This window comes from Arthrobacter sp. SlRoot2-15 (assembly GCF_059739345.1).
In genome coordinates, this window is sequence record NZ_AP046058.1 from 3159636 (window position 1) to 3183426 (window position 23791).

The following is a 23791-nucleotide window of genomic DNA, read 5'->3' on the forward strand; positions in this document are numbered from 1 at the left end:
GCCCGTGTGACCCATCAGACACGAGTTGCGCGACACAATGTGATGGCCGCGCCTGTAGTGAAGCCCTATCCTCGAATAATCATGACTTCAGCATCGAGCACGGATCCGGCAGCGTCTGCTGCGGCGGAGACCGCAGCGGGCAGCACCGGAAATGCCGGGCTGGGGGAGCGCCCGATCGGCGTCTTCGACTCCGGCGTCGGCGGCCTCACCGTTGCGCGGTCCATCATTGACCAGCTGCCCAACGAATCCATCCTCTACGTCGGCGACACCGCGCACGGTCCCTACGGCCCGCTGCCCATCGCCGAGGTCCGCGCCAACGCCCTGGGCGTGATGGACGAGCTGGTGGATTCCGGCGTCAAGCTGCTCACCATCGCCTGCAACTCCGCCTCCGCCGCCGTGCTCCGCGACGCCCGGGAGCGCTACACAGCCCGGTACGGCATCCCGGTCATCGAAGTGATCCAGCCGGCCGTGCGCCGCGCGGTGGCGGCCACCCGCAGCGGCCGGGTCGGCGTGATCGGCACCTCGGCCACCGTCGGTTCCCGCGCCTACGAGGACACCTTCGCAGCGGCGCCGGACCTGCACATCACCTCGGCGGCCTGCCCCGCGTTTGTGCCCTACGTGGAGGCCGGCATCACCACCGGCCCGGAGCTGCTCGCCGTCGCCCGCGAATACCTTGAGCCGCTCAAGGCCGCCGGGGTGGACACCGTGGTGCTCGGCTGCACGCACTACCCGCTGCTCACCGGCGTGATCTCCTATGTCATGGGCGAGGACGTCACCCTTGTCTCCAGCGCCGAGGAGACCGCCAAGGACGTTTACCGGGCGCTCGCGTCCCGCGGCCTGGAGCGCACGGGCAGCACCGCGCCCGAGCACCACTTCATCGCCACCGGCGACGCTGCGCAGTTCGAGCACCTCGCCCGCCGCTTCCTCGGCCCCGAGGTGCTCAGCGTGCGCCATGTGGACCATGTCGCGGCGCAGTACCCCACCGGCAGCCTCGCCCGGATCACCCCGGAAATGATTGCCGCCGCCCAAGCCGGCGCGAACCGGCCGCGCATCTCCAACTTCGTCTCCGCTAATGGGGCGCCGCTGAACGGCCTGCGGGGGTCCGGCCTGTGAAGCTGACCATCGTGGGGTGTACCGGGTCCTTTCCCGGTCCCGGCTCGCCGGCGTCGTGCTACCTGCTGACCGCGCACGACGGCGAGCGGAGCTGGAAGATCGTGCTGGACCTCGGCAGCGGCGCCCTCGGCGCGATCCAGCGGTACACCGACCTTGAGGACATCGACGGGATTTTCCTCACCCACCTGCACCCGGACCACTGCATGGACCTGTGCGGGCTGCACGTCGCGGTGCGCTGGAAGCCGGGCGGCTGGGGCCGGGGCCGGATCCCGGTCTGGGGGCCGGCGGCGACCGCGGACCGGATGGCCACCGCCTACGGCCTGGACCTGGACCCGGGCATGCACGAGGAATTCGACTTCAGCAACTGGTCCGAGCGCAAGCCGGTGACCATGGGCCCGTTCACCGTCACCCCGTTCGCGGTGAACCACCCGGTCGAGGAGGCCTACGCCCTGCGGGTGGAGGTCACCGAGCCGGACAAGGACGGCGCCCCGGTCACCCGGGTGCTGAGCTACTCGGGGGACACCGACTCCTGCGGCGGCCTCGAGGACGCAGCCCGCGACGCCGACCTGTTCCTCTGTGAGGCGGCGTTCGAGGAGGGCCGCGACGACGGCATCAAGGACGTCCACCTGACCGGCAAACGTGCCGGCGAGGCCGCCGTGGCTGCCGGGGCGCGGCGGCTGCTGCTGACCCACATCCCGGTCTGGACGTCCCCGACGACGGTGATGGCGGAAGCCAAGGAGGTCTTCGGCCAGCACGTGGCCGTCGCCGTGGCGGGCGTGCACTACACCGTCTGAGCTGTAGTCCTCTGAACGGCGGTCCGGGGGAGAAGCCCAGCGCCGAGTCGATATGCTGGAAGGCATGACTTCCGAAGCCCTCACTGCCCCCGTCATCCGCGCCGATGGCCGCACCCCCGACCAGCTCCGCCCGATCAGCATCACCCGCGGCTGGTCCAAGCAGGCCGAAGGCTCGGCGCTGATCGAGTTCGGCAACACCCGGGTGCTCTGCACGGCCTCGCTGACCGAGGGTGTGCCCCGCTGGCTCAAGGGCGAGGGCCGGGGCTGGGTCACGGCCGAATACGCGATGCTGCCGCGGGCCACCAACACCCGCTCCGCCCGGGAGTCCGTCAAGGGCAAGATCGGCGGCCGCACACACGAGATTTCCCGGCTGATCGGCCGCTCGCTGCGCTCGATCATCGACACCAAGGCCCTCGGCGAAAACACGATCGTGCTGGACTGCGACGTCCTTCAGGCCGACGGCGGCACCCGCACTGCGGCGATCACCGGCGCCTACGTCGCGCTCGCCGAGGCGATCCGCTTCGCCCGGGAGAACAAGCTGATCGCCCGCAACGCCCAGCCGCTGGTGGACACCATCGCGGCCGTCTCGGTGGGCATCATCGACGGCGTGCCGATGCTGGACCTGCCGTACGTGGAGGACGTCCGGGCCGAGACCGACATGAACGTTGTGGTGACCGGTTCAGGCAAGTTCGTGGAGGTCCAGGGCACCGCCGAGGGCGCCCCGTTCGACCGGGATGAGCTTAACAAGCTGCTGGACCTGGCCCTGCTGGGCACCGAGCAGCTCGCCGCGATCCAGCGCGAAACCCTGGCCGAGGCACCGTGAGCGGCGCCCCCACGGCGGACCGGCAGCCCCGCCCGGTGCTGGTCCTGGCCACCCACAACCAAGGCAAGCTGCGGGAGTTGCGGGAGCTGCTGCGCGGGCAGTTGCCCGGGCTCGACGTCGACACGCAGGTGGTGGACGCCGGCGCCGTCGGGGCCCCCGACGTCGTCGAAACCGGGGTGACCTTCGCGGAGAACTCGCTGCTCAAGGCCCGGGCGGTGGCGGAGGCCACCGGCCTCGTCGCGATCGCCGACGACTCGGGTCTGGCCGTGGACGTCCTCGGCGGCGCGCCCGGGATCTTCTCGGCCCGCTGGGCCGGACGGCACGGGGACGACGCCGCGAACCTGCGGCTGCTGCTGGACCAGCTCGCCGACGTGCCGGACGGATACCGCGGAGCGGCCTTTGTCTGCGCCGCGGCGCTGGCGGTGCCCGGTGCCGCGCCCGGCGAAGGCCGTGAGGTGGTCGAGTACGGCCAGCTGGAAGGGACGCTGCTACGCGAGCCGCGCGGGGCGGGCGGTTTCGGCTACGACCCGGTGCTCCAGCCGAGCGGCCTGGACCGCAGCTGCGCCGAACTCAGCGCCGAAGAGAAAAACGCCATCAGCCACCGCGGCCACGCCTTCCGGGCGCTGCTGCCGGCCATTGTCGAGGCGCTGGCAGGCAGATAGCGGGAGGGCGTGGCCGGCGGGGGAGCTGCAGGCGTTACGGGGTCTTGCGCTCTTCCTCGGGCTCGTGCTCCTCGATGAACTCCTCCACGACGTCGGTGCCGTACTGCTCGGCCTGGCGCCGGGCGATGAAACCGCGGACCACTTCAATGCCGATCGGGACCACGGAGAGCAGGACGATCGCAATGAAGATGATGTCGAGGTTGTTGCGCACCCACGGCACGCTGTCGCCCAGCAGGTAACCGAGCAGGGTGACGCCGCCGCCCCACAGCACGGCGCCGACCACGTTGTAGAGGAAGAACTTGCGCTTGCTCATCTGGGCCACGCCGACGATCACCGGCACAAAGGTCCGGATGATCGGGACGAAGCGGGCCAGGATGAGCGCCTTGCCGCCGTGCTTCTCGAAGAACGCGTGGGCGCTCTCCACGTTCTCACGCTTGAACAGCTTGGAGTCCGGCTTGTTGAAGAGGGCGGGACCGGCCTTGGAACCGATCAGGTAGCCGGCCTGGTTGCCGATGATCGCCGAAACGACAATCAGCGCGGCGAACGCCCAGATGTTGAACTTGATCGTGTCTGTCGCCACGAGCAGTCCGGCCGTGAACAGCATCGAATCGCCGGGCAGGAAAAAGCCGATCAGCAGGCCGGTTTCGGCGAAAATGATGCCGCAGACCAGCAGCACAACCCATGGCGCCAGGGCCGGGTCGGCCAGGAAGACCTGGGGGTTGAGCCAGTCGGGCAGGAGAGAGGACAGGCGCGGCTGGACCGGTCCGGCGCCCGCGAGCGTGGTCACGGCGGCGTCGTGCAGCGTATAAAGGTTCACCTATCTAGGGTACTTGACGGGTCGGTGCCCGTTCCGGCGCTAAAGTTGGAGCGTGGGTTTGGACTTTACGGCGATCGACTTCGAGACCGCGAACGGCTTCCGCGGCTCGCCGTGCGCCGTCGGCCTGAGCAAGGTGCGCGGCGGCGTCGTCGTCGAGGAAGCCTCCTGGCTGATGCGCCCGCCCGCCAACCACGACGCCTTCGACCACCACAACGTCCGCATCCACGGGATCCGGCCCGAGCAGGTGGCCGGCCTTCCCCGCTTCGGTGAGCTGTTCCCGGAGATCGGCGCGTTTATCGGCGACGACGTCCTGGCCGCCCACAACGCCGCCTTCGACCTGGGCGTGATCCGGTCCGGCCTGGAGGTATCCGGCCTGGCCGGCCCAGCCTATGACTACGTCTGCACCGTGATGCTGTCCCGGCGCTGCTACTCGCTGGTGTCCAACTCGCTGCCCTACGCCGCCGCGGAGGCCGGGGTCCCGCTGCTGAACCACCACGACGCCGCCGAGGATGCGCGCGCGTGCGCCGGCATCCTGATAGACATCGCCGCCCGCAACGGCGCCGCCAGCATTGCGGAGCTTTACCTCTCGCTGGGCCTCGCCGTGTCCCGCCAGCCTGCCTTCGACCCGCGCCGCGACCCGCTCTCCAAGGCCACCCGGTCGGCGCTCGAGGCGCTGGCCGCCGGCCAGGGCCCGGTGCCCGCGTCCCGCCCCCTCCGGCCGGGCTGGCCGGAGGAGGGGGAGAACCCGGAACCCAACGCCGGGGCAGAACCGGGCCATCCGCTGTTCGGGCAGACCGTGGTGTTCACCGGGGAGCTGGCGATTCCGAGACCCGAGGCAAAGCTGCGTTCGGCCGAATGCGGCGCCCGGCCCGAGAGCCGCGTCACCGCCCGCACCACGGTCCTGGTGGTGGGGGACGGCTTCGTCGCGGCAGACCTGCGCTCGGGCCGGCTGACCGGCAAGGCGCGCCGGGTGCTGGAACTGCATGAACGCGGCCAGCGGATCGAGGTGGTCTCCGAGGGGGAGTTCCTGCAGATGGTGGGCGGCCACGTAGCCGCGGCCAGCTGAGCCGGGGTCACACGGCGCAACAATCATTTCGTCCCGGCCGGGGCCGCTTCTAGCCTTGAGTGATGAGCAAACTGATCTCGGCACAGGCCCGCACCGCGGAGAACGGCACCGCACAGACTCCCGCCGCCGGTCCGCGGGGCGGAGTGGACTGGGGCAAGGTGTTTGCCTTCCCGAATCCGGTGAACGAGTACTCCGCGCGGATCACGGCCGCCCTCGTGGTGCTGCTCTCGCTCGCGACGCTCCTGACCGGCTTCGGCTGGGGGCTGGCGGTCATCGCCGCAGGCTTCTGGCTGCGTGTGCTGTTCGGCCCGCGGATCTCGCCCTTCGGCATCCTCTCGGTCAAGGTCCTGACGCCGTGGCTGGGCAAGAAGCGGCTGGTCCCCGGACCGCCGAAGCGCTTCGCCCAGGGCATCGGCGCGGCGCTGTCCACCACCGCCGCCATCCTCCTCGCCGCCGGTCTGGCCCCCGCCGCCTGGATCCTGCTCGCGGCCCTGATCGTGGCCGCGTCCCTGGAGGCTTTCGCCGGGTTCTGCCTCGGCTGCGCGATCTTCGGGATGCTGCAGCGCCGCGGACTCATCCCCGAGGATGTCTGCGAAGCCTGCAACAACATTTCGCTCAGGCGCCCGTAACCGCCGCCAGCCGCGCGGCCATGCCGCGGATCACCTCGGGCGCCTCAAGCGCCGCCAGCCAGTCCGCCGGCAGGCACTCCTCGCCGTAGTAGGCGCCCAGGATGTTGCCCGCGATGGAGGCGGTGGAATCGCTGTCGCCGCTGTGGTTGACGGCCACGGCGATCGCCGCCCGAAAATGCTCCTCCGGCCCCGCGGCAGCCGCCTTCGCCTTCGTTGCCGGGGCGGTGGCCAGCACCGCGTAAAGCCCGACGGCGAGGGCCTCCTCGGCCACCCACCCCTCACCCAGTTCCCGGACCAGGTCCTCGGCGCCCAGCAGGCCGCCGTCGCCGGTTGTGCCGCCGGCGGCGAGGCGAAGGGACGCCGCCAGCCGCTCCAGCAGCGCCGGATCGGGCTCCTCGCCCCGGGGCAGCCTGCCGGCCTGCAGCCGGGAAAGCGCGACGCCGGCCGCCTCGTTCAGGCCGGCTCCATTAGCCAGCGAGTGGATCAGCAGGCTGAACGCGCCGGCGCTCTGCCGGGCGGAGGGGTGCCCGTGGGTCAAGGACGCGGCGTCCGCGCTGAGCTTGTAGACGGCGTCGGCGTCGATGTGCGGGATCAGCCCGAACGGCGCCGAGCGCATCACCGTCCCGCATCCCTTGGACTCCGGGTTGACCGGCCGGAACACGGTTCCCATCTCGCCGGTGGCGAGGCCGCTGAGGCAGGCATTGCCCGGCGCCCGGCGGTGCCGGAGCACCGCGTGGCCGTCGATCCAGCGCGGCGGCTGGAACGGCGCGGAGTCGGGAATCTGCACACCCTGGCTGCCGAGCCAGCGCAGGTACGCGAGCCAGAGGCAGGCGTTGGTGTCCGCCGCCACGCCCGAGTTGGCCCACTCGAGCGCCTCCAGCAGGCCGTCCACCGTGTACAGCGTCATCTGCGTGTCGTCGGAGAAGTGGCTGTCGCCGTCCAGCGCCGCGAAGTCGCGCAGCCCGTCGGGCCCGAAAGCGGCGCGGATCGCGTCGATCGTGTCGAATTCCACCGCGTAGCCCAGCGAATCGCCCAGAGCGCCGCCCAGCAGGCAGCCGTGGATGCGGGATTCGTGGGAGGGGGCGGGGGCCGCCGCGGGGGTCTCGGCGGCGGGGCTGCCGGGCTCAGTACTCATGCCCTCAAATTTACCCCGGGGGACCGTCCGGTCCTCAATGCCCCGTCCCGTCCCGGTAGGGTGCTGTTGGTGTGGTGGACCAAGACGCCGCAGCCGCAGGGACCACGGACTCAACGAGGGGAGAGGGATGCGCGAACCAGCGTGGCGGAAGACCGGCAGCACGCCTGACTACAGGTTCTCGCTGGCCAACGAGCGGACCTTCCTGGCCTGGATCAGGACCTCGCTGGCGCTGATTGCCGGGGCGCTCGCCATTGACCAGCTCGCCCCGAACATCGCGCCGGGTCCCGTGCGGATCACCATCTGCGTCGTGCTGGCGCTGATCGGGGCGGGGCTGGCGGCCCTTTCCTACCGGCGCTGGGGGCAAATGGAGGCGGCCATGCGCCACAACCGCGAGCTGCCGTTCTCCGGTGTCCTGTTGGTGATGACGGTGGGGGTGGCTGCCGCGGCGTTCATCGTGGCCGGCCTCATCCTGCTGGCCCGGTGAACGTCCCGGCGCAGGTCCCGGCACACCGCGATCCGGGGCTCCAGCCCGAGCGCACGTCGCTGGCCTGGCGGCGCACCCTGCTGGCGCTTGTCGTTGTGGACCTCCTGGTGTGGCGGAGCTGGGTGCGCGCCGGAACAGCCGCGCCGTCGTCCGGGGTCGACCTTCCCGGTCTGAGTGCCCTCACGGCGATGGCCGCCACCGCCGTGCTGGCCGGCGTTGTGTTCGTCCGGGGCCGGGAGCTGCGCCGGGGCTCTGCGGCACCTCCGGCGGTCCTGATGCGGTGTGCCGCCGGCGCCGTGATCGCGCTGGCCGGGAGCACGGTCGCCGCGCTGGCGCTGGGCCGCTAAGCTCGGACCCAGCCAACGCCCAGACTCCGCTGGCAGACTGCTGGCGGCCCCAGACCCCAAGCGAAGGATTCCGAGAACATGACCTTGCCAGTGCCAGCCTCCGGGCCCGACGGCGGGCAGCCGACCACCGTCCTCGACGACTGGACGCCCGGCCTCCCCGCCCGGCTCGGCGCCGAGGCGCTCGGGACCCTGTTCGTTGTGGCCGTGGGCCTGGGCGTGCCGCTCTTCGCCGTCCCGCGGTACAACCCGATATCCGCGTCGCTGGCGGCCGGGCTGGCCCTCACCGCGGCCATGCTCGCCTTCGGCTACCTCTCCGGCGGCCACTTCAACCCCGCAGTGACCTTGGGGAACCTGATCGCCGGGCGGATCCGACCGGTCGAGGCCGCCGCCTACCTCGGCGCTCAGCTGGCAGGCGCCCTGCTGGGCGCGCTGGCGCTGTTCGGCGTCCTGCGCACCGTCCCAAAGCTCAACGGCACCCGCGCGGCCTTCGACACCGTGGCGGCCGGCTTTGATGCCCGCTCGGTCATCCAGGCCCCGATGCCCGGCGTCCTGCTGGTCGAGGTACTCGGCGCGGCACTGCTCGTGGCGGTCTACCTCGGCACGACGGCGGGGCGTAACCCGGCGCGGGCCGCGGCGCCGTTCGCGGTCGGCCTGGCCATGGCCGTGTTGCTGCAGCTGGGCCAGAGCATCGGGAACGCCCCGTTCAACCCGGCCCGCGCGACGGCGTCGGCGCTGTTCAGCAGCCCCGATGCCCTGGGCCAGCTGTGGCTCTTCTGGGTGGCGCCGCTGGTCGGCGCCGCGGTCGCAGGCCTCGTGTTCCGTGGCTTTGCCCACACCTCTGCACCGGCAGCTGCCAGTGCTGCGGCACCGGAGGAGCGCGGCGCTTTCGCCGACGGCGACGACGTCGGCGACCTTGACGACCCGGCTGACCTTGGGAATCGCGGCGGCACGGCGACTGCCGCGCCGGCCCGAACGCCCGCTCCGGCCCCGGCCGACGAGGCCCGCGACTTCTTCGACAGGCCCACCCCGTAACGCGCGCCACCTCCGGCGCCGGGCCGCTGCGCATTAGTGTCAGTGGCAGCCGCTAGCGTAGTGGCATGCGGTTATTGCACACCTCGGACTGGCATTTGGGCCGGTCGTTCCACGGCGTCGGGATGCTTGACGCCCAGCGCGCCTTCGTCGACCAGCTCGTCGGCGTCGTCCGCGAACAGTCGGTCGACGTCGTCCTCATCGCGGGCGACGTCTACGACCGTGCGCTGCCCGGCGTCGACGTCGTCGGCCTGCTCGACGACGCGCTGGTGCGGCTGAGCGGAGCCGGGGCGACGGTGGTGCTGACCAGCGGGAACCACGATTCGGCCATCCGGCTCGGCTTTGCGTCCCGGCTGCTCGAACGCGGGGGAGTGCACCTGCGCACCCGGCTCGCCGAACTGGACACGCCGCTGCTCCTTCCGCTGGCGGATGACGCCGGGTCCAATGACGCCGACGCTGGGCCTGTCCTCGCCATCTATGGCATTCCCTGGCTGGAGCCGCGGCTGGTCGCCGCGCAGCTGGGCGCCGAGACCGCCAGCCATTTTGACGTCACCCGGGCCGCCACTGGGCTGATCCGCGCCGATCTTGCAGCCCGGGCCCAGACCCGGACCGTGCACTCGGTGGTGCTGGCCCACACCTTCGCCAGCGGCGGCATCAGCTCCGAGAGCGAGCGGGACCTCAGCATCGGCGGGGTCGGCGCCGTACCGCTGGATCTCTTCGACGGCTTCAGCTACACCGCCCTGGGCCACCTACACGGCCGGCAGACGCTCTCGCCCACGGTCCGCTACTCCGGCTCGCCGCTGGCATACTCCTTCTCCGAGGCAAAACACCAGAAGGGCGGCTGGATGATCGACGTCGATGCCACCGGCGTCACCGATGTCACCGAGGTGCTCTGGGAAGCCCCGCGCCAGCTCGCCGTGCTGCGCGGCCCCCTGGACCAGCTGCTCGACGCCGAGGAGTTCGGCTGGGCCGAGGGCGCCTACTGCCAGATCACGCTGACCGACGCGCAGCGCCCGGCCCAGGCCATGGAACGGCTGCGCGCGCGTTTCCCCGACACCCTCGTGCTGGGCTTCGACCCCCAAGGCGCCGAGGCCGCCGCCAAGACCAGCTACAGCACCAGGCTGGCCCAGGCCGGTGACGACCTCGCAATTTGCTGCGGCTTCCTGGAGCACGTCCGGGGCCGGAGCGCCGATGACGCAGAATCCGGTGTCCTGGCCGAAGCGCTCGAAGCCGTCCGACTGGAAGGGGTGTCCCGGTGAGGATCCACCGCCTCGAAATTTCCACGTTTGGCCCCTTCGCCGGCACCGAGGCCATCGACTTTGACCGGCTCTCCGCGCATGGCCTGTTCCTGCTCAACGGCGCCACCGGGGCCGGCAAAACCAGCGTCCTGGATGCCATTTGCTTCGCCCTCTACGGCTCGGTGCCCGGCGCGCGGCAGGAGGGCAAGCGGCTGCGCAGCGACCATGCCGACGTCGCCGCCGAGCCGCGCGTCACCTGCGAGTTCTCCGCCAAGGGCCGGCACTTCGAAGTCTCCAGGACGCCCGCCTGGAACAAGCCCAGCGCCCGGGGAAAGAACGGGTTCACCGAGCAGAAGGCCAACACCCTGCTGCGCGAGCGGGTGGACGGCGCATGGCTGGAAAAGTCCGGCCGCAACGACGAGGCGGGAGCGGAGATCACCGCCCTGCTGGGTATGGACCGGGACCAGTTCACCAGGGTGGTGATGCTGCCGCAGGGCGACTTCGCGGCCTTCCTGCGCTCCAAGGCCTCCGACCGGCTGGACCTGCTCCAGAGCCTCTTCGGCACCGAGCGCTTCGAGTCGGTGGAACAGGAACTCGGGCGTCGGGCGGCTGCGGCCCGCGCCGAAGTGGAAAGCCTCAACAACCAGCTCATGCTCCTGCTGGCCCAGGCGGAGACCGAAACCGCCGGGCTTGGGCTTGACTTGGACGGGGCCCCCGGCAGGGACGACGCCGACTGCCTGCTGGCCTGGCTCGGGGACGCAACCGCGGCGGCGGCCGGCGAACGGCAGGCTGCGGCGGTCGACGCCGAACGGCTCGGCGTCGAGCTTGCCGCCCGGCTCGAGGGCATGGCGTCGCGCGCCGAGCGGCAGGCCAAACTCGCTGCGGCCGAAAAGCGCCGGGCCGACGCCGATGCGGCAGCCCCCGGACTGCGCGAGGCGGCCGAACGGCTGCAACGGCACCGGAAGGCCGAGGTCCTCGGAGGCCAGCTGGAGGCGGTGGACAGCGCCGAGGCGGCAGAGGATCGTGCCGAGCTGGCCGCCGCCGGTGCGGCCTCGGAGCTGCGGGCCGCGGCCCTCACCGACCCGGAACTGGCCGCGCTGGCGGCCGCCGTGCCGGATGTGCCTCCGGGCGACGGCGGCCCTGCCGCCGCTCCGCTCTTCGAGGGCGCCGTGCTGCGGGGCGAGCTGGGCCGCCTGCATTCGCTCCGGGCAATCCTGGCCGAACGGATGCCGGACGAGGACCGGCTGGCCGCACTGACCACCCGCGGCGCCGAACTGCAGCTCAGCCTGGACGGTCTGCACACGGCGCACCGCTCCGGCGCAGCGGCCCTGACCGGGCTGCGCGCCGAGTCCGCGGCCCTCGTGGCCGCCCTCGCGCCACTTGAGGAATTGGCCGCTGAAGTCCAGCTGCGGACCAAGGAAGCCGCGGCCGCGGACGAGCTGGTCGCCATCGTGGGCCGCCACGCCAAGGCCGCGGAAAACTGCGCCGGAATCACCGAGCGGCACCGGCTGGCCCGTGACACGTACCAGGACCGCCGGCAGCACTGGCTGGACCTCCGGGAGGAGCGGCTCGCCAATGCCGCCGCGGAACTCGCGGCGCAGCTGCACCCGGACGAACCCTGTCCGGTCTGCGGCAGCGCCGAGCACCCGGCACCGGCGCCGGCCGCGGCCTCCGCCCTGGCCATCGCAGAAGCCGAGCAGACCGCGCAGGAGGACGCCGACGCGGCCGAGGCGGTGCTGACGGCGCTGGAACACGAACTCGGCGAGGCCCAGCAGACCCTGGCCGTGCTGGCAGCGCAGGGCGGTGACACCGAGCCCGTTGTTGCCCGCAGCGACGCCGCCCTGGCCAGGGACCGTGCGGCCGAAGCCACCTGCGCCGCGGCGGACCTCGCCGCCAACCGGGCGCGGCGCGACGAGCTGGACGACGAGATCATGGCCGCGGAGCAAGGCCAGACGGCGGCCGCCGCCGGGATCGCCCAGACCGAAGCCACCCTCAGCGGCGTCCGCGGTGAGGTCGACGCGCTCGAGGCCGCCCTGGCGGGCCTGCGCTCCGGACACCCGAATCTCGGGACGCGCCTGGCTGCAGTCCGCGGCACCACAACCCTGCTTGAGCGCGCCGATGCCGCCGCGGGCAGCCTCGAACAGGCCCGGGTGCGGACCGCGGAGGCCCGCGCGCAGCTGGAGAGGGCCCTCCCGGCTGCCGGCTTCGAGTCGGCCGCCGCCGCCCGTTCGGTGCTGCTCCCGGCCCCCGACGCCGCCGGCCTGGAAGCCGCCATCCGTGCCGGGCAGGACGAGGCCGCCCGGCTCGGGGAACTCTTTGCCGGTGAGGAACTCTCCCTGGCCGCCCGCGAGCAGGCGGCGGACGGCCCCGTGGACCCGGCCGTCCTCGCCGCGCTCCGCCAAGAGGCCGCCGCCGCAGAGCGCACCACGCGGGAAGCCGTACTGGCCGCCGGGCTGGCCGGGAACTCGGTGCGGGCGCTCGGCCGGATCGACGCGGACTACGCGGAACAGGCCGCTGCCGGCCGGGAGCCACGGGAACGCGCCGCGCTGTGGACCGCCGTCGCCGAAGCCGCCCGCGGCGGCGGTGACAACACCTACCGCATGAGCCTGAACAGCTACGTCTTGGCCGCCCGGCTGGAACAGGTCGCGGCCGCTGCCTCGGACCGGCTGATCGGCATGAGCGACGGCCGGTATACCCTGCAGCACACCGACGCGCGGGCCGCCCGAAACCAGAAGTCCGGACTCGGCCTGGAAGTGGTGGACCAGTGGACCGGCCAGCGCCGGGACACCGCCACACTCTCCGGCGGGGAGTCCTTTATGGCCTCGCTCGCGCTGGCCCTGGGCCTCGCGGACGTGGTGCAGATGGAATCCGGCGGGGTGGACATCGAGACGCTCTTCGTGGACGAGGGCTTCGGCAGCCTCGACGAGCAGTCGCTCGAGCAGGTCATGGACGCGCTGGAGGGGCTCCGCGACGGCGGCCGGGTGGTGGGCCTGGTGAGCCACGTGGCGGAGATGAAACAGCGGATCACGACCCAGCTGCAGGTGGTCAAGGGCCGGGACGGGTCCACGCTGCATATCTCGGACGATACCCCGGCCTGAGGGACCTTGCCTCGGGTATAATTTGAGGGTTACCGGGTCGCGCGCATCGGGAGGAGGGACGATGCGCACCATCGAACGAACCCGGAAATATGACCCCCTCCACGTCTTCCCAGGCGCCGGCCTCTGCGGCGCCCGCCACCAAGGCACAATCCACCGGAGCCAAAACGGCTGAAGCAGCATCCGCCGAGCCGACCTCCGCGGGCGCCACACCGGCACCACGCGGCGGCCGCTTTGCCCGGCTTCCCCTGCTGGCCGGCCGGAGTTTCATCCCGCTGGGCCTCTTCGCCCGACTGCCCCTGGCCATGCTGACCGTCGGCGCCCTGACCCTGGTCACCGCTGTCACCGGTTCCTATGCCGTGGGCGGCGCCGCGGCCGGCGCCGTCGGCATCGGCTCGGCACTCGGCGCCCCCGTGCTGGGGGCCCTGGCGGACCGGCTGGGCCAGCGCCCCGTCCTGCTCTTTTCGGCCGTCTTCAACACCCTGGCCGTGACCGCCCTCATCCTCGCCGCGTACCTGGTTCCGGGCGGCCGGGAGCTTGCCGCCGCGGCCCCGGTGCTCGCCGCTGCCTTCGTCTCCGGGGCCAGCTGCCCGCAGGTCGGCCCGCTGGCCCGGGTCCGCTGGATGGCCCTGAGCTCCCGCCGCGGCGGGGCCGGACACGCGGACGACCTGGACACCGCACTGTCCTACGAGAGCACTGCGGACGAGCTGACCTTCGTGCTGGGCCCGGCCCTCGTGGGTATCCTGGCCAGCCTCATCAACCCCTGGCTGCCGCTCGCCCTCGCCGCCGCGCTGACCCTCACCTTGGTCCCCGCCTTCGCCGTGCACCCCACGCACCGCGTCGTCCCGCGCACCCCTGCACGGAGCCGGAGCGCCTCGGCCGCTGCGCGGCGGCGGCGGAAAGAGCTGACGGCTGGCCAGCGTGCCGCCGGCTTCGCTGCCGTCGGACTCCCGGTGCTGGCCATGGTCTGCATGGGAACGTTCTTCGGCGCGACGCAGACGTCCCTGAGTTCCTTCGCGGCCAGCTTCGCGACCTCGGAGCTTGCCGGACTGCTGTACGCGGTGATGGGCCTGAGCTCGGCCGCCGCGGCCCTGTCCGTGGCCTACTGGCCCCGGCGGTTCAGCGTCAACGCCCGCTGGCTGGCCTGCGCCGCCCTGATGGCAGGCCTTGCCGCCCTGCTGCTCCTGCCCTCGACGGCGCTGCCGATGATCCTGGTGCTCCTTGTCCTGGGCCTGCCGGTCGGTCCGTTGATGGTCACCGTGTTCGCCATCGGCGGCCTGGTGGCCCCGGCAGGCAAACTCGGCACGGTGATGACGGCGCTGGCCAGCGGCATCGTCGCCGGCACCGCGGTGGGCTCGTCAGTGGCCGGCCGGCTCGCGCAGGACTTCGGCTATTCGGCCGCGTTCCTGGTCCCGGTCTGCGCCGCGGCGGCGCTGTTCCTGCTCGGCGCGGCAGCCGCAGTCGTCCTCCGGCGAGGCACGACGGCGGCGGCCGCGCGCTGACGTGGAGGCCCAGCAGGTCCACATAGGCGCAGCGGACAATGTCCGGCGCCGGGACCGAGGGGTTTCAGCTCGCGGCGCCGAATTTCGGGGTGTGGACGGCGCCCAGGGTGATGTGGACGGCCTGCTGGTCGGTGTAGAAGTCGATCGACCGGTAGCCGCCCTCGTGGCCGAGGCCGGAGGCCTTGACCCCGCCGAACGGGGTGCGCAGGTCGCGGACGTTGTGGCTGTTGAGCCAGACCATCCCCGCCTCGAGGTTCTGCGAGAAGTTGTGCGCCCGGGTCAGGTTGTTGGTCCAGACGTAACCGGCCAGGCCGTAACGGGTGTTGTTCGCCAAGGCCAATGCCTCGGCGTCGTCCTCGAACGGGGTGATCGCCACGACCGGGCCGAAGATCTCCTCCTGGAAGATCCGGGCGTCCGGCTTGACGTCGGCGAAGACCGTGGGCGCGATGTAGTTGCCGGTGGGCAGCGACTCCGGGCGGCCCCCGCCGGCCAGCAGCCGGCCCTCGGACTTGCCGATCTCCACGTAGGAGGCCACCTTGGCGTAGTGCTCGGGGTGCACCAGCGCGCCGACCTCGGTCTTCGGGTCATGCGGGTCGCCGACGACGATGTTCTTCGCCCGGGCGGCGTACTTCTCGCAGAACTCCTCGTAGATGCCGCGCTGGACCAGGATCCGGGAGCCGGCCGTGCAGCGCTCGCCGTTGAGCGAGAAAACGCCGAACAGGGTCGAGTCGATCGCGGCGTCGAGGTCGGCGTCGTCGAAGATGATCGCCGGGCTCTTGCCGCCAAGTTCCATCGAGAGGCCCTTGAGGTTCTCCGCGGCGTTGCGGAAGATCGTCTTGCCCGTGGTGGTCTCGCCGGTAAAGGAGATCAGCGGAACGTCCGGGTGCTTGACCAGCGCATCGCCGGCGTCCTCGCCCAGGCCGTTGACCAGGTTGAAGACGCCGTCGGGCAGGCCGGCGTCCTTGAAGGTCTTGGCCCAGAGCGAGGCGGAGAGCGGCGTGAATTCGGCCGGCTTGAGCACCACACAGTTGCCGGTGGCCAGCGCCGGGGCGAGCTTCCAGGACTCGAGCATAAACGGCGTGTTCCACGGCGTGATGAGGCCGGCGACGCCGATCGGCTTGCGGTTGACGTAGTTGATCTGGGCGCCGGGGACCTTCATGGCGTCGTCGAACTGCGCCACGATCAGGTCCGCGAAGAAGCGGAAGTTCTCCGCCGCGCGCAGCGCCTGGCCCTTGGCCTGGGTGATGGGCAGCCCGGTGTCGAAGGTCTCCAGCTGCGCGAGCCGGGTCTCCTGGGCCTCGACGGCGTCGGCGATCTTGTTCAGGACGCGGGCACGCTCGCGTGGTTTCATCCGCGGCCACGGGCCCTCGGTGAAGGCTTTGCGGGCGGCGGCGACGGCGAGGTCAATGTCCTCCTTCTGCCCGGCGGCGGCCGTGGCGTAGGTCTCGTTGGAGACCGGGTCCAGGACGTCGAAGGTCTTGCCGCTGACGGAGTCGACGAACTCGCCGTTGATGTAGTGCCGGATCCGGGTGGGAAGGTCGTCCGGGATGTAGTGCTCGGCCATGGGGATCAATCCTTTGCTTCGGCGGTGAAGTGCTCGGGCGGGGGTTATTTGGCTTGTCAAGGTCCGGGTCCGGCCAGGCCCGGGTAGGCGCGGCGTCAGCCCAGCTGGGCCTCGATGCGTGCGGCGCTCGCGGCCAGGGCGGCCGCAACCTCCGCGGGATCCTGCGCGTCGCGGACGTAGACCACCGCCAGGGCAGCCGGCCGGCCACCCGGTACGGTGACCGGCACGGCCAGCGAGGATACCCCCGGAATCACTTCGTCGTGGCTGGCCGCATAGCCGCGGCGGCGGGCCTCGGCGGCCTCGGGGCGGTAGGGAATGCTTGGGGCGAGGCTGTGCCATTCCCGCTCCGAGAGCGCCGACTGGATCGCGATGCCCGGGGCGCCCGCGCTGACCGGGTGCCGCGAGCCGGGATGCTGGACCACGGCCGCACCCGTGCGGCGGGGATCGACAGTGACGAGCGTGACGCAGTCCTCGCGGTCCCAGACGGCCACGAAGGCGCTCATGTCCAGGGCGTTGGCCAGCTGGGTGAGCTCGGGGAGGGCCGCGGTCTGCAGGTTGCGGGCCACGCCGCGGGCGAGGACGGCCAGGCCGGGGCCGGGCTGGACCCGGCCGCCGTCGTCGCGGACCAGCAGCGAGTGATCCTCAAGGGTGCGCAGGATGCGGTAGGCGACCGAGCGGTGGACGCCCATGGCGTCGGCGAGCTCGGCGATGGTGAGCGGCTCCGGCGCGTCGGCAAGAATCTCCAGCGCCCGGATGCCACGGGAGAGCGTCTGGGACGGGGAGGCCTGGGTGCTGCCGGCGGTCGGGGTCATGGGTCCATCCTAGGGCGGGGTGCGGGAACGCCGGGCGGGGTGTGCCGCAGCAGTGCCGCAGGGTCTCTTGTGCGCGGGCTCACAGTCCAGTTGCGTTCTATATTGGAATTGAGTGTTCGACTATAGAACGCTGAATTCGATCCGCACAAGCCCCTGCGGCGAATCGCGCGGCGGTCTGAGCGTCACGATTTGGGGAAGGGTCAGCTTTTTTCCCCGGAATGTGTGTCTGATCACATGTTTCATAGTAAGATCACAGATACTAACTGACCGTTCGATCAGTAATTCAAGAGGCATTCAGTTATTCTCTTCGCACCCACCCGGGCAGTACCTCTGCCCCCAGCAACGGAGTTCCAATGACCGCAACTTCAACCGTCGATTCAGAGACGGGCCCCAGCAGCAAGCATGAGGAACGCAAGGTCCTCGCCGGGACGCTGGTCGGTACCACCATCGAGTGGTACGACTTCTTCATCTTCGCGCAGCTGACCGCAACGCTGCTCTCCCCGCTCTTCCTGGCGCCGCTGAACGCCTCCAACCCGGGCCTGGCGCAGATCCTGTCCTTCGCGCTGATCGGCATCAGCTTCCTGTTCCGCCCGCTCGGCGCCATCATCGCCGGCCACCTCGGCGACCGCCTGGGCCGCAAGGCGATGCTGGTCTTCACCCTCGTCATGATGGGGGCCGCGACCGCCCTGATCGGCATGCTGCCGACCTACGCCCAGATCGGCGTCTGGGCCCCGGTCCTGCTGATCCTCCTCCGCATCATCCAGGGCTTCTCCGCCGGCGGTGAATGGGGCGGCGCTGCCCTGATGGCCGTGGAGCACGCTCCAATGAGCAAGCGCGGCCTTTTCGGCGCCTACCCGCAGATCGGCGTTCCGGTGGGCATGATCCTCGCCACCGGCCTGCTGTACTTCCTCAACACGTCCATGTCCAAAGAGGACTTCGCGTCCTGGGGCTGGCGGGTGCCTTTCCTGCTCTCCATCGTGCTGATCGTGGTCGGGTACCTGATCCGCCGCGCCGTGGCCGAGAGCCCGGTCTTCAAGGAAATGCAGGAGCGCAAGGAAGAAAGCAAGGCGCCGCTTGGCGAGCTGATCCGCAAGCACAAGAAGGCCGTCCTCTACTCGACGATGATCTTCATCGGCAACAACGCCGCCGGCTACCTGCTGATCGCCTTCTTCATCTCCTACGCCACCAAGTCGCTGAAGATGCCCACCCCGCAGATCCTGCTGGCGACCACCCTCGCGTCCTTCGGCTGGCTCATCTTCACCCTGGTGGGCGGCTGGCTCTCCGACAAGATCGGGCGGGTCAAGACCTTCCTGATCGGCTACGGCATCGTCTTCGCCTGGATGATCCCGATGTTCGCCCTGATCGACACCAAGGACATCGTGCTCTACGGCGTCGCGCTGTTCGTCCTGACCGTTGGCCTGGGCCTGTCCTACGGCCCGATGTCCGCCATGTACGCCGAGATGTTCCCGGCGAACGTGCGCTACTCGGGCATCTCGATCGGCTACGCGTTCGGCGCCATCCTCGGCGGCGCCTTCGCGGCCACCATCGCGGAGGCCCTGCTGCAGGGCACCAAGTGGACCGGCTCGATCGGCATCTACATCATGATCCTCTGCGTGATCTCCGCCGTCGGCGTCGTGCTGGCCAAGGAAACCAAGGGACGCCCGCTCGGCGTCAGCTCCCACCACTAGGCACCCCAAAACAACAACGCGGGGTCACTTACTGCCCATCCGGAACCCCCGGACCGGCGATAAGTGACCCCGCGTTGCTGTTTAAGCGAGGGCTCAGGCGCCGAGGAACTCGATGGCGCCCTGCTTGAAGGCGCGGCTGGTAATGGCATTGGTGTGGTTCCGGGCCGGCAGGATGAGCTGTTCCACCAGCGCCCCGGCCTTGGCGCCCAGCGCCGCGAGCTCGGGCATGGATTCGGCCCGCTCGTCCTTCTCGCCGGCCACCAGCAGCATCGGCATCGGCGGCACGGCCTCGGCGGGGTCAAACGGCTCGTCCTTGATCGCCTCGACCAGGGACAGCAGGGCAAAAATGTTGTTGCTCGGCAGCAGCTGCGCCATCTTGAGCAGCCCGGCGGTGGACGCGTCAGCGATCGGGGTGCCGTCGGCCAGGTACCGCTGCGCGGCGACGAGGTCGAAGTCCGCCAGCGGATCGGCCACGTTGGGTCCGCCCAGCACCAGCCGGTGCACCAGCTCGTGCTGGGTGGCGCCGAATTCCCAGGCCAGCCGGGAGCCCAGCGAGTAGCCGATCACGTCCAGTCCGCTGGCCGGGTCTCCATCGCGCAGCGGGCGGGCGCCGGCGTCGAACGCGATCTGCAGCAGGTCCGCGCGGATCCGGCTGGGGGAGTAGGAGTCGCGGTCTTCGGGGGCGCCGCTGCGGCCGTGGCCTGGCAGGTCCACCGTGATGACGCGGCGTCCGGCCTCGGTCAGGGAAGTGATCCAGCCGGTGTCCTCCCAGTTGAGCTTGGCGGAGGAGGAGAAGCCGTGCAGCAGCAGCACCGGACGCAGGCCGGCGTCGTCCTTGGGATCATGCACCCCGACGTACAACTGGGGGTCGGTGCCCTCGACGGTGTGGGAATGCTGTTCGCCGGTGTGCCTGCCGCTCATGGTGTCAGTCCTCATCAAGTACGGCGCTCAGGCGGACCCGGCGCTTCGGTGCCTCTTCCTTCGGGACCGTGCCCACGATGCCGGCGGTGTTGTCCGGCACCTCGAACACGATCAGGGGCTCGCCGACGTTGATTTTGTCGCCGGGCCCGCCGTGGATACGCACTACCTTACCCGCCTGCGGGCTGGGCAATTCAACGGCCGACTTTGTGGTTTCCACCTCCACGAGCGGCTGGTTGCGCTCCACCTGGTCACCCGGGGCGACCAGCCATTCCAGCACGGTCGCCTCGATCAGGCCCTCGCCGAGATCCGGCAGTGGGAAGGAAATTTCAGCCACGTTTGTACTCCAATACTCGCTGGATGCCAAAGAGGATCCGGTCAATGTTCGGGATGTATTCGTCCTCGAGGTCCCCCGAGGGGTATGGGACGTCGAAGCCGGTGACCCGCTCCACCGGCGCCTTGAGGGTGTCGAAGCAACTCTGCGTGATCAGCTGTGCCACCTCCGCGCCGAGGCCCGAGGTCAGCGGCGCCTCATGGACGACGACGGCGCGGCGCGTCTTGCGCACGGACGCGGCGAGGGCGTCGGCGTCGATCGGCTTGAGCCAGCGCAGGTCCAGGACCTCGATGTCGATCCCGTCCTCGGCCGCGAGCTCGGCCACCTGCAGGCAGCGCGCCACCATAGCGCCCCACGCCACCAGGGTCAGGTGCCGGCCCTCACGCATGACCTTGGCGCGGGCGGGGGAGCCGCCGTCGGCGTCGTGCGTGGCGGGGTCCACCTCGCCCTTCTGCCAGTAGCGGGACTTCGGCTCCATAAAGATGACCGGGTCCGGCCGCGTGGCGGCGTACTTGAGCAGGTGGTAGGCCTCGTGCGGGGTCGACGGCGAGACCACTTTCAGGCCCGGTACGTGGGCGAAGAGTGCCTCGAGGCTTTCGCCGTGGTGTTCGGGGGCGCGGATGCCGCCGAAGCTGGGCACCCGCAGGGTGATCGGCATCGGCAGGGTGCCGCGGCTGCGGTAGTTCATCCGGGCGATCTGGCAGACGATCTGGTTGACGGCCGGGTACGCGAAGCCGTCGAACTGGACCTCGGGGATGGGGTGGAAGCCGGCCATGGCCAGGCCCACGGACATGCCGAGGATGCCGGATTCCGCCAGCGGGGTATCGAACACCCGCTGCTCGCCGTGCTTGGCCTGCAGCCCGTCGGTGATCCGGAAGACGCCGCCGAGCTGGCCGCAGTCCTCGCCGAAGATGACGGCCTTGGGGTTTTCCGCGAGTACCTCGTCGAGGGCCCTATTGAGCGCCTGCTGCATGGACATCACGGTGGTGGTCGCGGGGGCAGGCGCCGCCGCCAAGGTTCCGCTTTCAAGGGTCGGGTTAGACATGTTCGGACTCCTCGCGCCAGCTGGCGGCCTGGGCCTGCAGGGCAGGGGTGGTTTCCTGGAAGACCAGGTCAAACATTTCGGTGCCGGGGCGGGAGCCGAGGGCCTGGATGCCGGTGCGGATCTGCTCCTCTTCGGCCTTGGCGGCGGCGAGGGCGTCGGCGAAGAAGGCCTCGTCGGCGATCCCGTCGGCGAGCAGCCGCTTGCGCAGGCGCTCCAGCGGATCCTCGCCGGCGCCGTCGCGCTCTTCGTCGAGGGAGCGGTAGCGGCCGGGGTCATCGGAGGTGGAGTGTGGGCCGCGGCGGTAGGTCATGGCCTCGATCAGCACGGGGCCGTTGCCGGCCCGGGCGTGCGCGAAGGCGCGGCGGGTGGCTTCGACGACGGCGACGACGTCGTCGCCGTCGATCTGCAGCGCCGGCATGCCGTACCCGGCGGCGCGGGCGGCGACCGAGCCGCCGGCGACCTGGCGTTCGGTGGGCACCGAGATGGCCCAGCCGTTGTTCTGGACAAAGAACACCACGGGCGCCTTCATCACAGCCGCGAAGTTCATGGCCTCGTGGACGTCGCCCTGTGAGGAGGCGCCGTCGCCGAAGTAGGTCAGCGCGACGCCGAGCTTTCCGTCGGCGGGACGGGCCAGGGTCTGGCCGTGGGCCCAGCCGACGGCGTGCAGCACGGACCCGGCCACCACGGCCTGGATCGGGGCGAGCCGGGATTCCAGCGGGTTGTAGAGGCCGCCGTGCCAGGTCGCCTTGTGGGTGGACATATAGCCCACCATGTCCACTCCCATGGTCCGGGCGACGCCCATCTCGCGGTAGGTGGGGAAGACGAAGTCGCGGGTGGTGTCGACGGCGTAGCCGCTGCCCACCTGGGCCGCCTCCTGGCCGAGTTCCGGGGCGTAGCCGGGGATGATGCCCTGCCGCTGCCAGGCGATGGCCGAGGTGTCGAGGTGCCGGACGGCGACCATCAGGGTGTACAGCTCGCGGAGCTCGGCGGGGGTGAGCGGGCCGGCGTCGTCACCGGAAACCGCGAGGGGGAGTGTGTCCATGCCTGTGACCCTAGTCACGGGCCTGAAGTTAGGCAATCAGCTCAGCAAACGCTGACCACTCTGCGCAAAGCCTCCCGTCCCACCGCGGTCCCGCCTGGCAGTTTGTACAGACTCTCCCGGCGGGTCAGCTCGCTCGGCGGGCGCTGATCCGGGCGCCGATCCAGCAGGCGGCGGCGATGCCGGCGATCAGCGCCATGGTGCTGAAGAGCTGCTTGCTGCTCTCCGGGCTGCTGAAGCCGACGGCGAAGATCAGGGCCAGCAGCACCAGGCCAAAAATGGTCAGTCCGGGGAAGCCCTTCATCCGCAGCGGCAGCTCGGTGCCGGCGCGGTCGGCCCGGCGCCGGAGGATCAGCTGGGAGACCAGCGCCGAGCCCCACACCACGAGGCAGGTCGAGCCCACCAGCTGGAACAGGGCCGGCAGGATCTGTTCCGGGAACAGCAGTTCCAGCACCGCGGCCAGGAAGCCGAACGCCACCGAGATGCCCACGGCAATCACCGGAACGCGGGCCGCATTCAGGCGCGACAGGAAGCGCGGGGCTTCGCCGCGTTCGGACAGGGAATAGGCCATCCGCGAGGCGCCGTACAGGTTCGCGTTCAGGGCCGAGAGCAGGGCGACGACGGCGACCAGCGTGATCGCCGCCCCGGCACCCGGAATGCGGGCCAGGTCCAGGACGCCAGCGAACGGGGACTTGAGCGCCGCCGACGTCGAGGGCAGCACGGCCGCGATGACAAAAACGGAGCCGATGTAGAACACCAGGATGCGCCAGATCACGGTGCGGATCGCGTGACCGACGCTGTGCGCGGGGTTCTCGGTCTCGGCCGCGGCGACGCTGACGATTTCGGTGCCGCCGAAGGCGAAGATCACCACGAACAGGGCGGTGGCGATGCCGCCGAGGCCTGCCGGGGCGAAGTCGGAGGTGATGTTGCGCAGTCCGGGGCTGGGAACGTCAGGCAGCCAGCCGAGGAGCAGGGCCGCGCCGATGGCCAGGAACAGCAGGATGGCGCCGACTTTGAGGATGGCGAACCAGAACTCAAACTCGCCGAAGTTCTTCACACCGGCGAGGTTGATGGCGGTGAACAGCGCCATAAAGACCAGCGCGAGCCCCCACACGGGAATCACCGGCCAGACCGTAAAAAGGAGCCCGGCCGCGCCGAGGGCCTCGGCCGCAATGACAACAACGAGCTGCAGCCACCAGAGCCAGCCGACGGTGGCGCCGGCGGTCCTGCCCAGGGCCTTTGCGGCGTAGACGGAGAACGCGCCGCTGTTCGGGTTGGCGGCGGCCATCTCGCCGAGCGCCCACATCACCAGGATGATCAGGGTGCCCGCGACGAGGTAGGAGATCAGGACGGCCGGGCCGGCGGCCTGGATCCCGGCCCCCGATCCGAGGAACAGGCCGGCGCCAATGGCGCTGCCGAGGCCCATCATGGTCAGCTGGCGGGGCAACATGGTGTGGCCGAGTTTCGGGGCCGGGCGCTCCGCGGGGGACTTCGTTGTCATGCTGGCGAACCTTCTTACGGTGGTGTTGGCGTCCTTTTGGGACCATACGAATTTACCGCCCCCGGCGGGCCCCTTGGTGCGGCCGGCGTGAGAGCATGGTTGCAGTTTGTTGATCAACTGGCCCGGATCGCGACGATGTGTGCCCTTGAAACTCTG

22 protein-coding genes are annotated in these 23791 nt (G+C 70.7%); 13 read left to right on the plus strand and 9 right to left on the minus strand.

Annotation, left to right across the window (positions count from 1 at the left end; all coding sequences use genetic code 11):
- Positions 1-81: 81 nt before the first annotated feature.
- The 4 genes from murI to rdgB all read left to right on the plus strand — a co-directional run bounded on the left by murI (position 82) and on the right by rdgB (position 3392).
- A complete protein-coding gene (gene murI, locus AC6I9V_RS14615; protein WP_497899933.1) occupies positions 82-1113 on the plus strand; it encodes a glutamate racemase in 1032 nt (343 codons plus the stop codon).
- Positions 1110-1907: an MBL fold metallo-hydrolase gene (locus tag AC6I9V_RS14620; protein ID WP_497899934.1), complete on the plus strand. Its 798-nt coding sequence runs from the start codon at positions 1110-1112 to the stop codon at positions 1905-1907. The genes murI and AC6I9V_RS14620 overlap by 4 nt, the downstream gene beginning before the upstream one ends.
- Positions 1908-1971: 64 nt before the next feature.
- Positions 1972-2730, plus strand: a complete 759-nt coding sequence (gene rph, locus AC6I9V_RS14625) for a ribonuclease PH (RefSeq protein WP_146337203.1) — start codon at positions 1972-1974, stop codon at positions 2728-2730.
- On the plus strand, positions 2727-3392 hold the full coding sequence (gene rdgB / locus AC6I9V_RS14630; protein WP_497899935.1) for an RdgB/HAM1 family non-canonical purine NTP pyrophosphatase: 666 nt from the start codon (positions 2727-2729) through the stop codon (positions 3390-3392). Before rph ends, rdgB begins: the two co-directional genes overlap by 4 nt.
- Positions 3393-3426: 34 nt before the next feature.
- Here rdgB and AC6I9V_RS14635 read toward each other — a convergent pair whose 3' ends face one another.
- Positions 3427-4194, minus strand: coding sequence for a VTT domain-containing protein (locus AC6I9V_RS14635; RefSeq protein WP_497900323.1), 768 nt, complete (start codon positions 4192-4194; stop codon positions 3427-3429).
- Positions 4195-4261: 67 nt separating this feature from the next.
- On the opposite strand from AC6I9V_RS14635, the gene AC6I9V_RS14640 reads away from it, so the two are divergent.
- Together AC6I9V_RS14640 and AC6I9V_RS14645 are read left to right on the plus strand one after the other, a co-directional pair.
- The gene (locus AC6I9V_RS14640; protein ID WP_497899936.1) at positions 4262-5275 is read left to right on the plus strand and encodes a 3'-5' exonuclease; all 1014 of its coding nucleotides are present in this window, start codon (positions 4262-4264) and stop codon (positions 5273-5275) included.
- Positions 5276-5337: 62 nt separating this feature from the next.
- Entirely contained in the window at positions 5338-5904 is a 567-nt protein-coding gene (locus AC6I9V_RS14645; RefSeq protein ID WP_497899937.1) for a DUF4395 domain-containing protein, read from the plus strand.
- Here the strand turns inward: AC6I9V_RS14645 and AC6I9V_RS14650 are convergent.
- Positions 5891-7039, minus strand: coding sequence for an ADP-ribosylglycohydrolase family protein (locus tag AC6I9V_RS14650; protein WP_497899938.1), 1149 nt, complete (start codon positions 7037-7039; stop codon positions 5891-5893). The two genes, AC6I9V_RS14645 and AC6I9V_RS14650, sit on opposite strands and share 14 nt — an antisense overlap.
- Before the next feature lie 127 nt (positions 7040-7166).
- On the opposite strand from AC6I9V_RS14650, the gene AC6I9V_RS14655 reads away from it, so the two are divergent.
- From AC6I9V_RS14655 to AC6I9V_RS14680, 6 genes are all read left to right on the plus strand, one after another.
- Positions 7167-7523: a YidH family protein gene (locus AC6I9V_RS14655; protein ID WP_497899939.1), complete on the plus strand. Its 357-nt coding sequence runs from the start codon at positions 7167-7169 to the stop codon at positions 7521-7523.
- Positions 7520-7870 carry a DUF202 domain-containing protein gene (locus tag AC6I9V_RS14660; RefSeq protein ID WP_497899940.1) on the plus strand — a complete coding sequence of 117 codons (351 nt, stop codon included), beginning with the start codon at positions 7520-7522 and terminating at the stop codon, positions 7868-7870. The genes AC6I9V_RS14655 and AC6I9V_RS14660 overlap by 4 nt, the downstream gene beginning before the upstream one ends.
- Before the next feature lie 78 nt (positions 7871-7948).
- Positions 7949-8902 carry an MIP/aquaporin family protein gene (locus AC6I9V_RS14665; RefSeq protein ID WP_497899941.1) on the plus strand — a complete coding sequence of 318 codons (954 nt, stop codon included), beginning with the start codon at positions 7949-7951 and terminating at the stop codon, positions 8900-8902.
- 65 nt (positions 8903-8967) lie between these two features.
- Complete coding sequence (locus AC6I9V_RS14670) at positions 8968-10158, plus strand: exonuclease SbcCD subunit D (protein ID WP_497899942.1); 1191 nt, start codon at positions 8968-8970, stop codon at positions 10156-10158.
- Positions 10155-13235 carry an AAA family ATPase gene (locus AC6I9V_RS14675; RefSeq protein ID WP_497899943.1) on the plus strand — a complete coding sequence of 1027 codons (3081 nt, stop codon included), beginning with the start codon at positions 10155-10157 and terminating at the stop codon, positions 13233-13235. Before AC6I9V_RS14670 ends, AC6I9V_RS14675 begins: the two co-directional genes overlap by 4 nt.
- A gap of 89 nt (positions 13236-13324) precedes the next feature.
- Complete coding sequence (locus AC6I9V_RS14680; RefSeq protein ID WP_497899944.1) at positions 13325-14734, plus strand: MFS transporter; 1410 nt, start codon at positions 13325-13327, stop codon at positions 14732-14734.
- Positions 14735-14798: 64 nt separating this feature from the next.
- Here AC6I9V_RS14680 and hpaE read toward each other — a convergent pair whose 3' ends face one another.
- Positions 14799-16298, minus strand: a complete 1500-nt coding sequence (hpaE, locus tag AC6I9V_RS14685; RefSeq protein WP_497899945.1) for a 5-carboxymethyl-2-hydroxymuconate semialdehyde dehydrogenase — start codon at positions 16296-16298, stop codon at positions 14799-14801.
- A 95-nt stretch (positions 16299-16393) separates the two neighbouring features.
- On the minus strand, positions 16394-17110 hold the full coding sequence (locus tag AC6I9V_RS14690; protein ID WP_497899946.1) for an IclR family transcriptional regulator: 717 nt from the start codon (positions 17108-17110) through the stop codon (positions 16394-16396).
- Positions 17111-17463: 353 nt separating this feature from the next.
- On the opposite strand from AC6I9V_RS14690, the gene AC6I9V_RS14695 reads away from it, so the two are divergent.
- Positions 17464-18798, plus strand: coding sequence for an MFS transporter (locus AC6I9V_RS14695; protein ID WP_497899947.1), 1335 nt, complete (start codon positions 17464-17466; stop codon positions 18796-18798).
- A 93-nt stretch (positions 18799-18891) separates the two neighbouring features.
- Here AC6I9V_RS14695 and AC6I9V_RS14700 read toward each other — a convergent pair whose 3' ends face one another.
- From AC6I9V_RS14700 to AC6I9V_RS14720, 5 genes are all read right to left on the minus strand, one after another.
- A complete protein-coding gene (locus AC6I9V_RS14700; protein WP_349411558.1) occupies positions 18892-19719 on the minus strand; it encodes an alpha/beta fold hydrolase in 828 nt (275 codons plus the stop codon).
- A gap of 4 nt (positions 19720-19723) precedes the next feature.
- On the minus strand, positions 19724-20053 hold the full coding sequence (locus AC6I9V_RS14705; protein WP_056426240.1) for a biotin/lipoyl-containing protein: 330 nt from the start codon (positions 20051-20053) through the stop codon (positions 19724-19726).
- Positions 20046-21095 (minus strand): alpha-ketoacid dehydrogenase subunit beta, encoded by a 1050-nt coding sequence (locus AC6I9V_RS14710; protein WP_497899948.1) that lies wholly within the window; start codon positions 21093-21095, stop codon positions 20046-20048. The genes AC6I9V_RS14705 and AC6I9V_RS14710 overlap by 8 nt, the downstream gene beginning before the upstream one ends.
- Positions 21088-22137: a thiamine pyrophosphate-dependent enzyme gene (locus AC6I9V_RS14715; protein WP_497899949.1), complete on the minus strand. Its 1050-nt coding sequence runs from the start codon at positions 22135-22137 to the stop codon at positions 21088-21090. Before AC6I9V_RS14715 ends, AC6I9V_RS14710 begins: the two co-directional genes overlap by 8 nt.
- 124 nt (positions 22138-22261) lie before the next feature.
- The gene (locus tag AC6I9V_RS14720) at positions 22262-23635 is read right to left on the minus strand and encodes an amino acid permease (protein ID WP_497899950.1); all 1374 of its coding nucleotides are present in this window, start codon (positions 23633-23635) and stop codon (positions 22262-22264) included.
- Positions 23636-23791 lie beyond the last annotated feature (156 nt).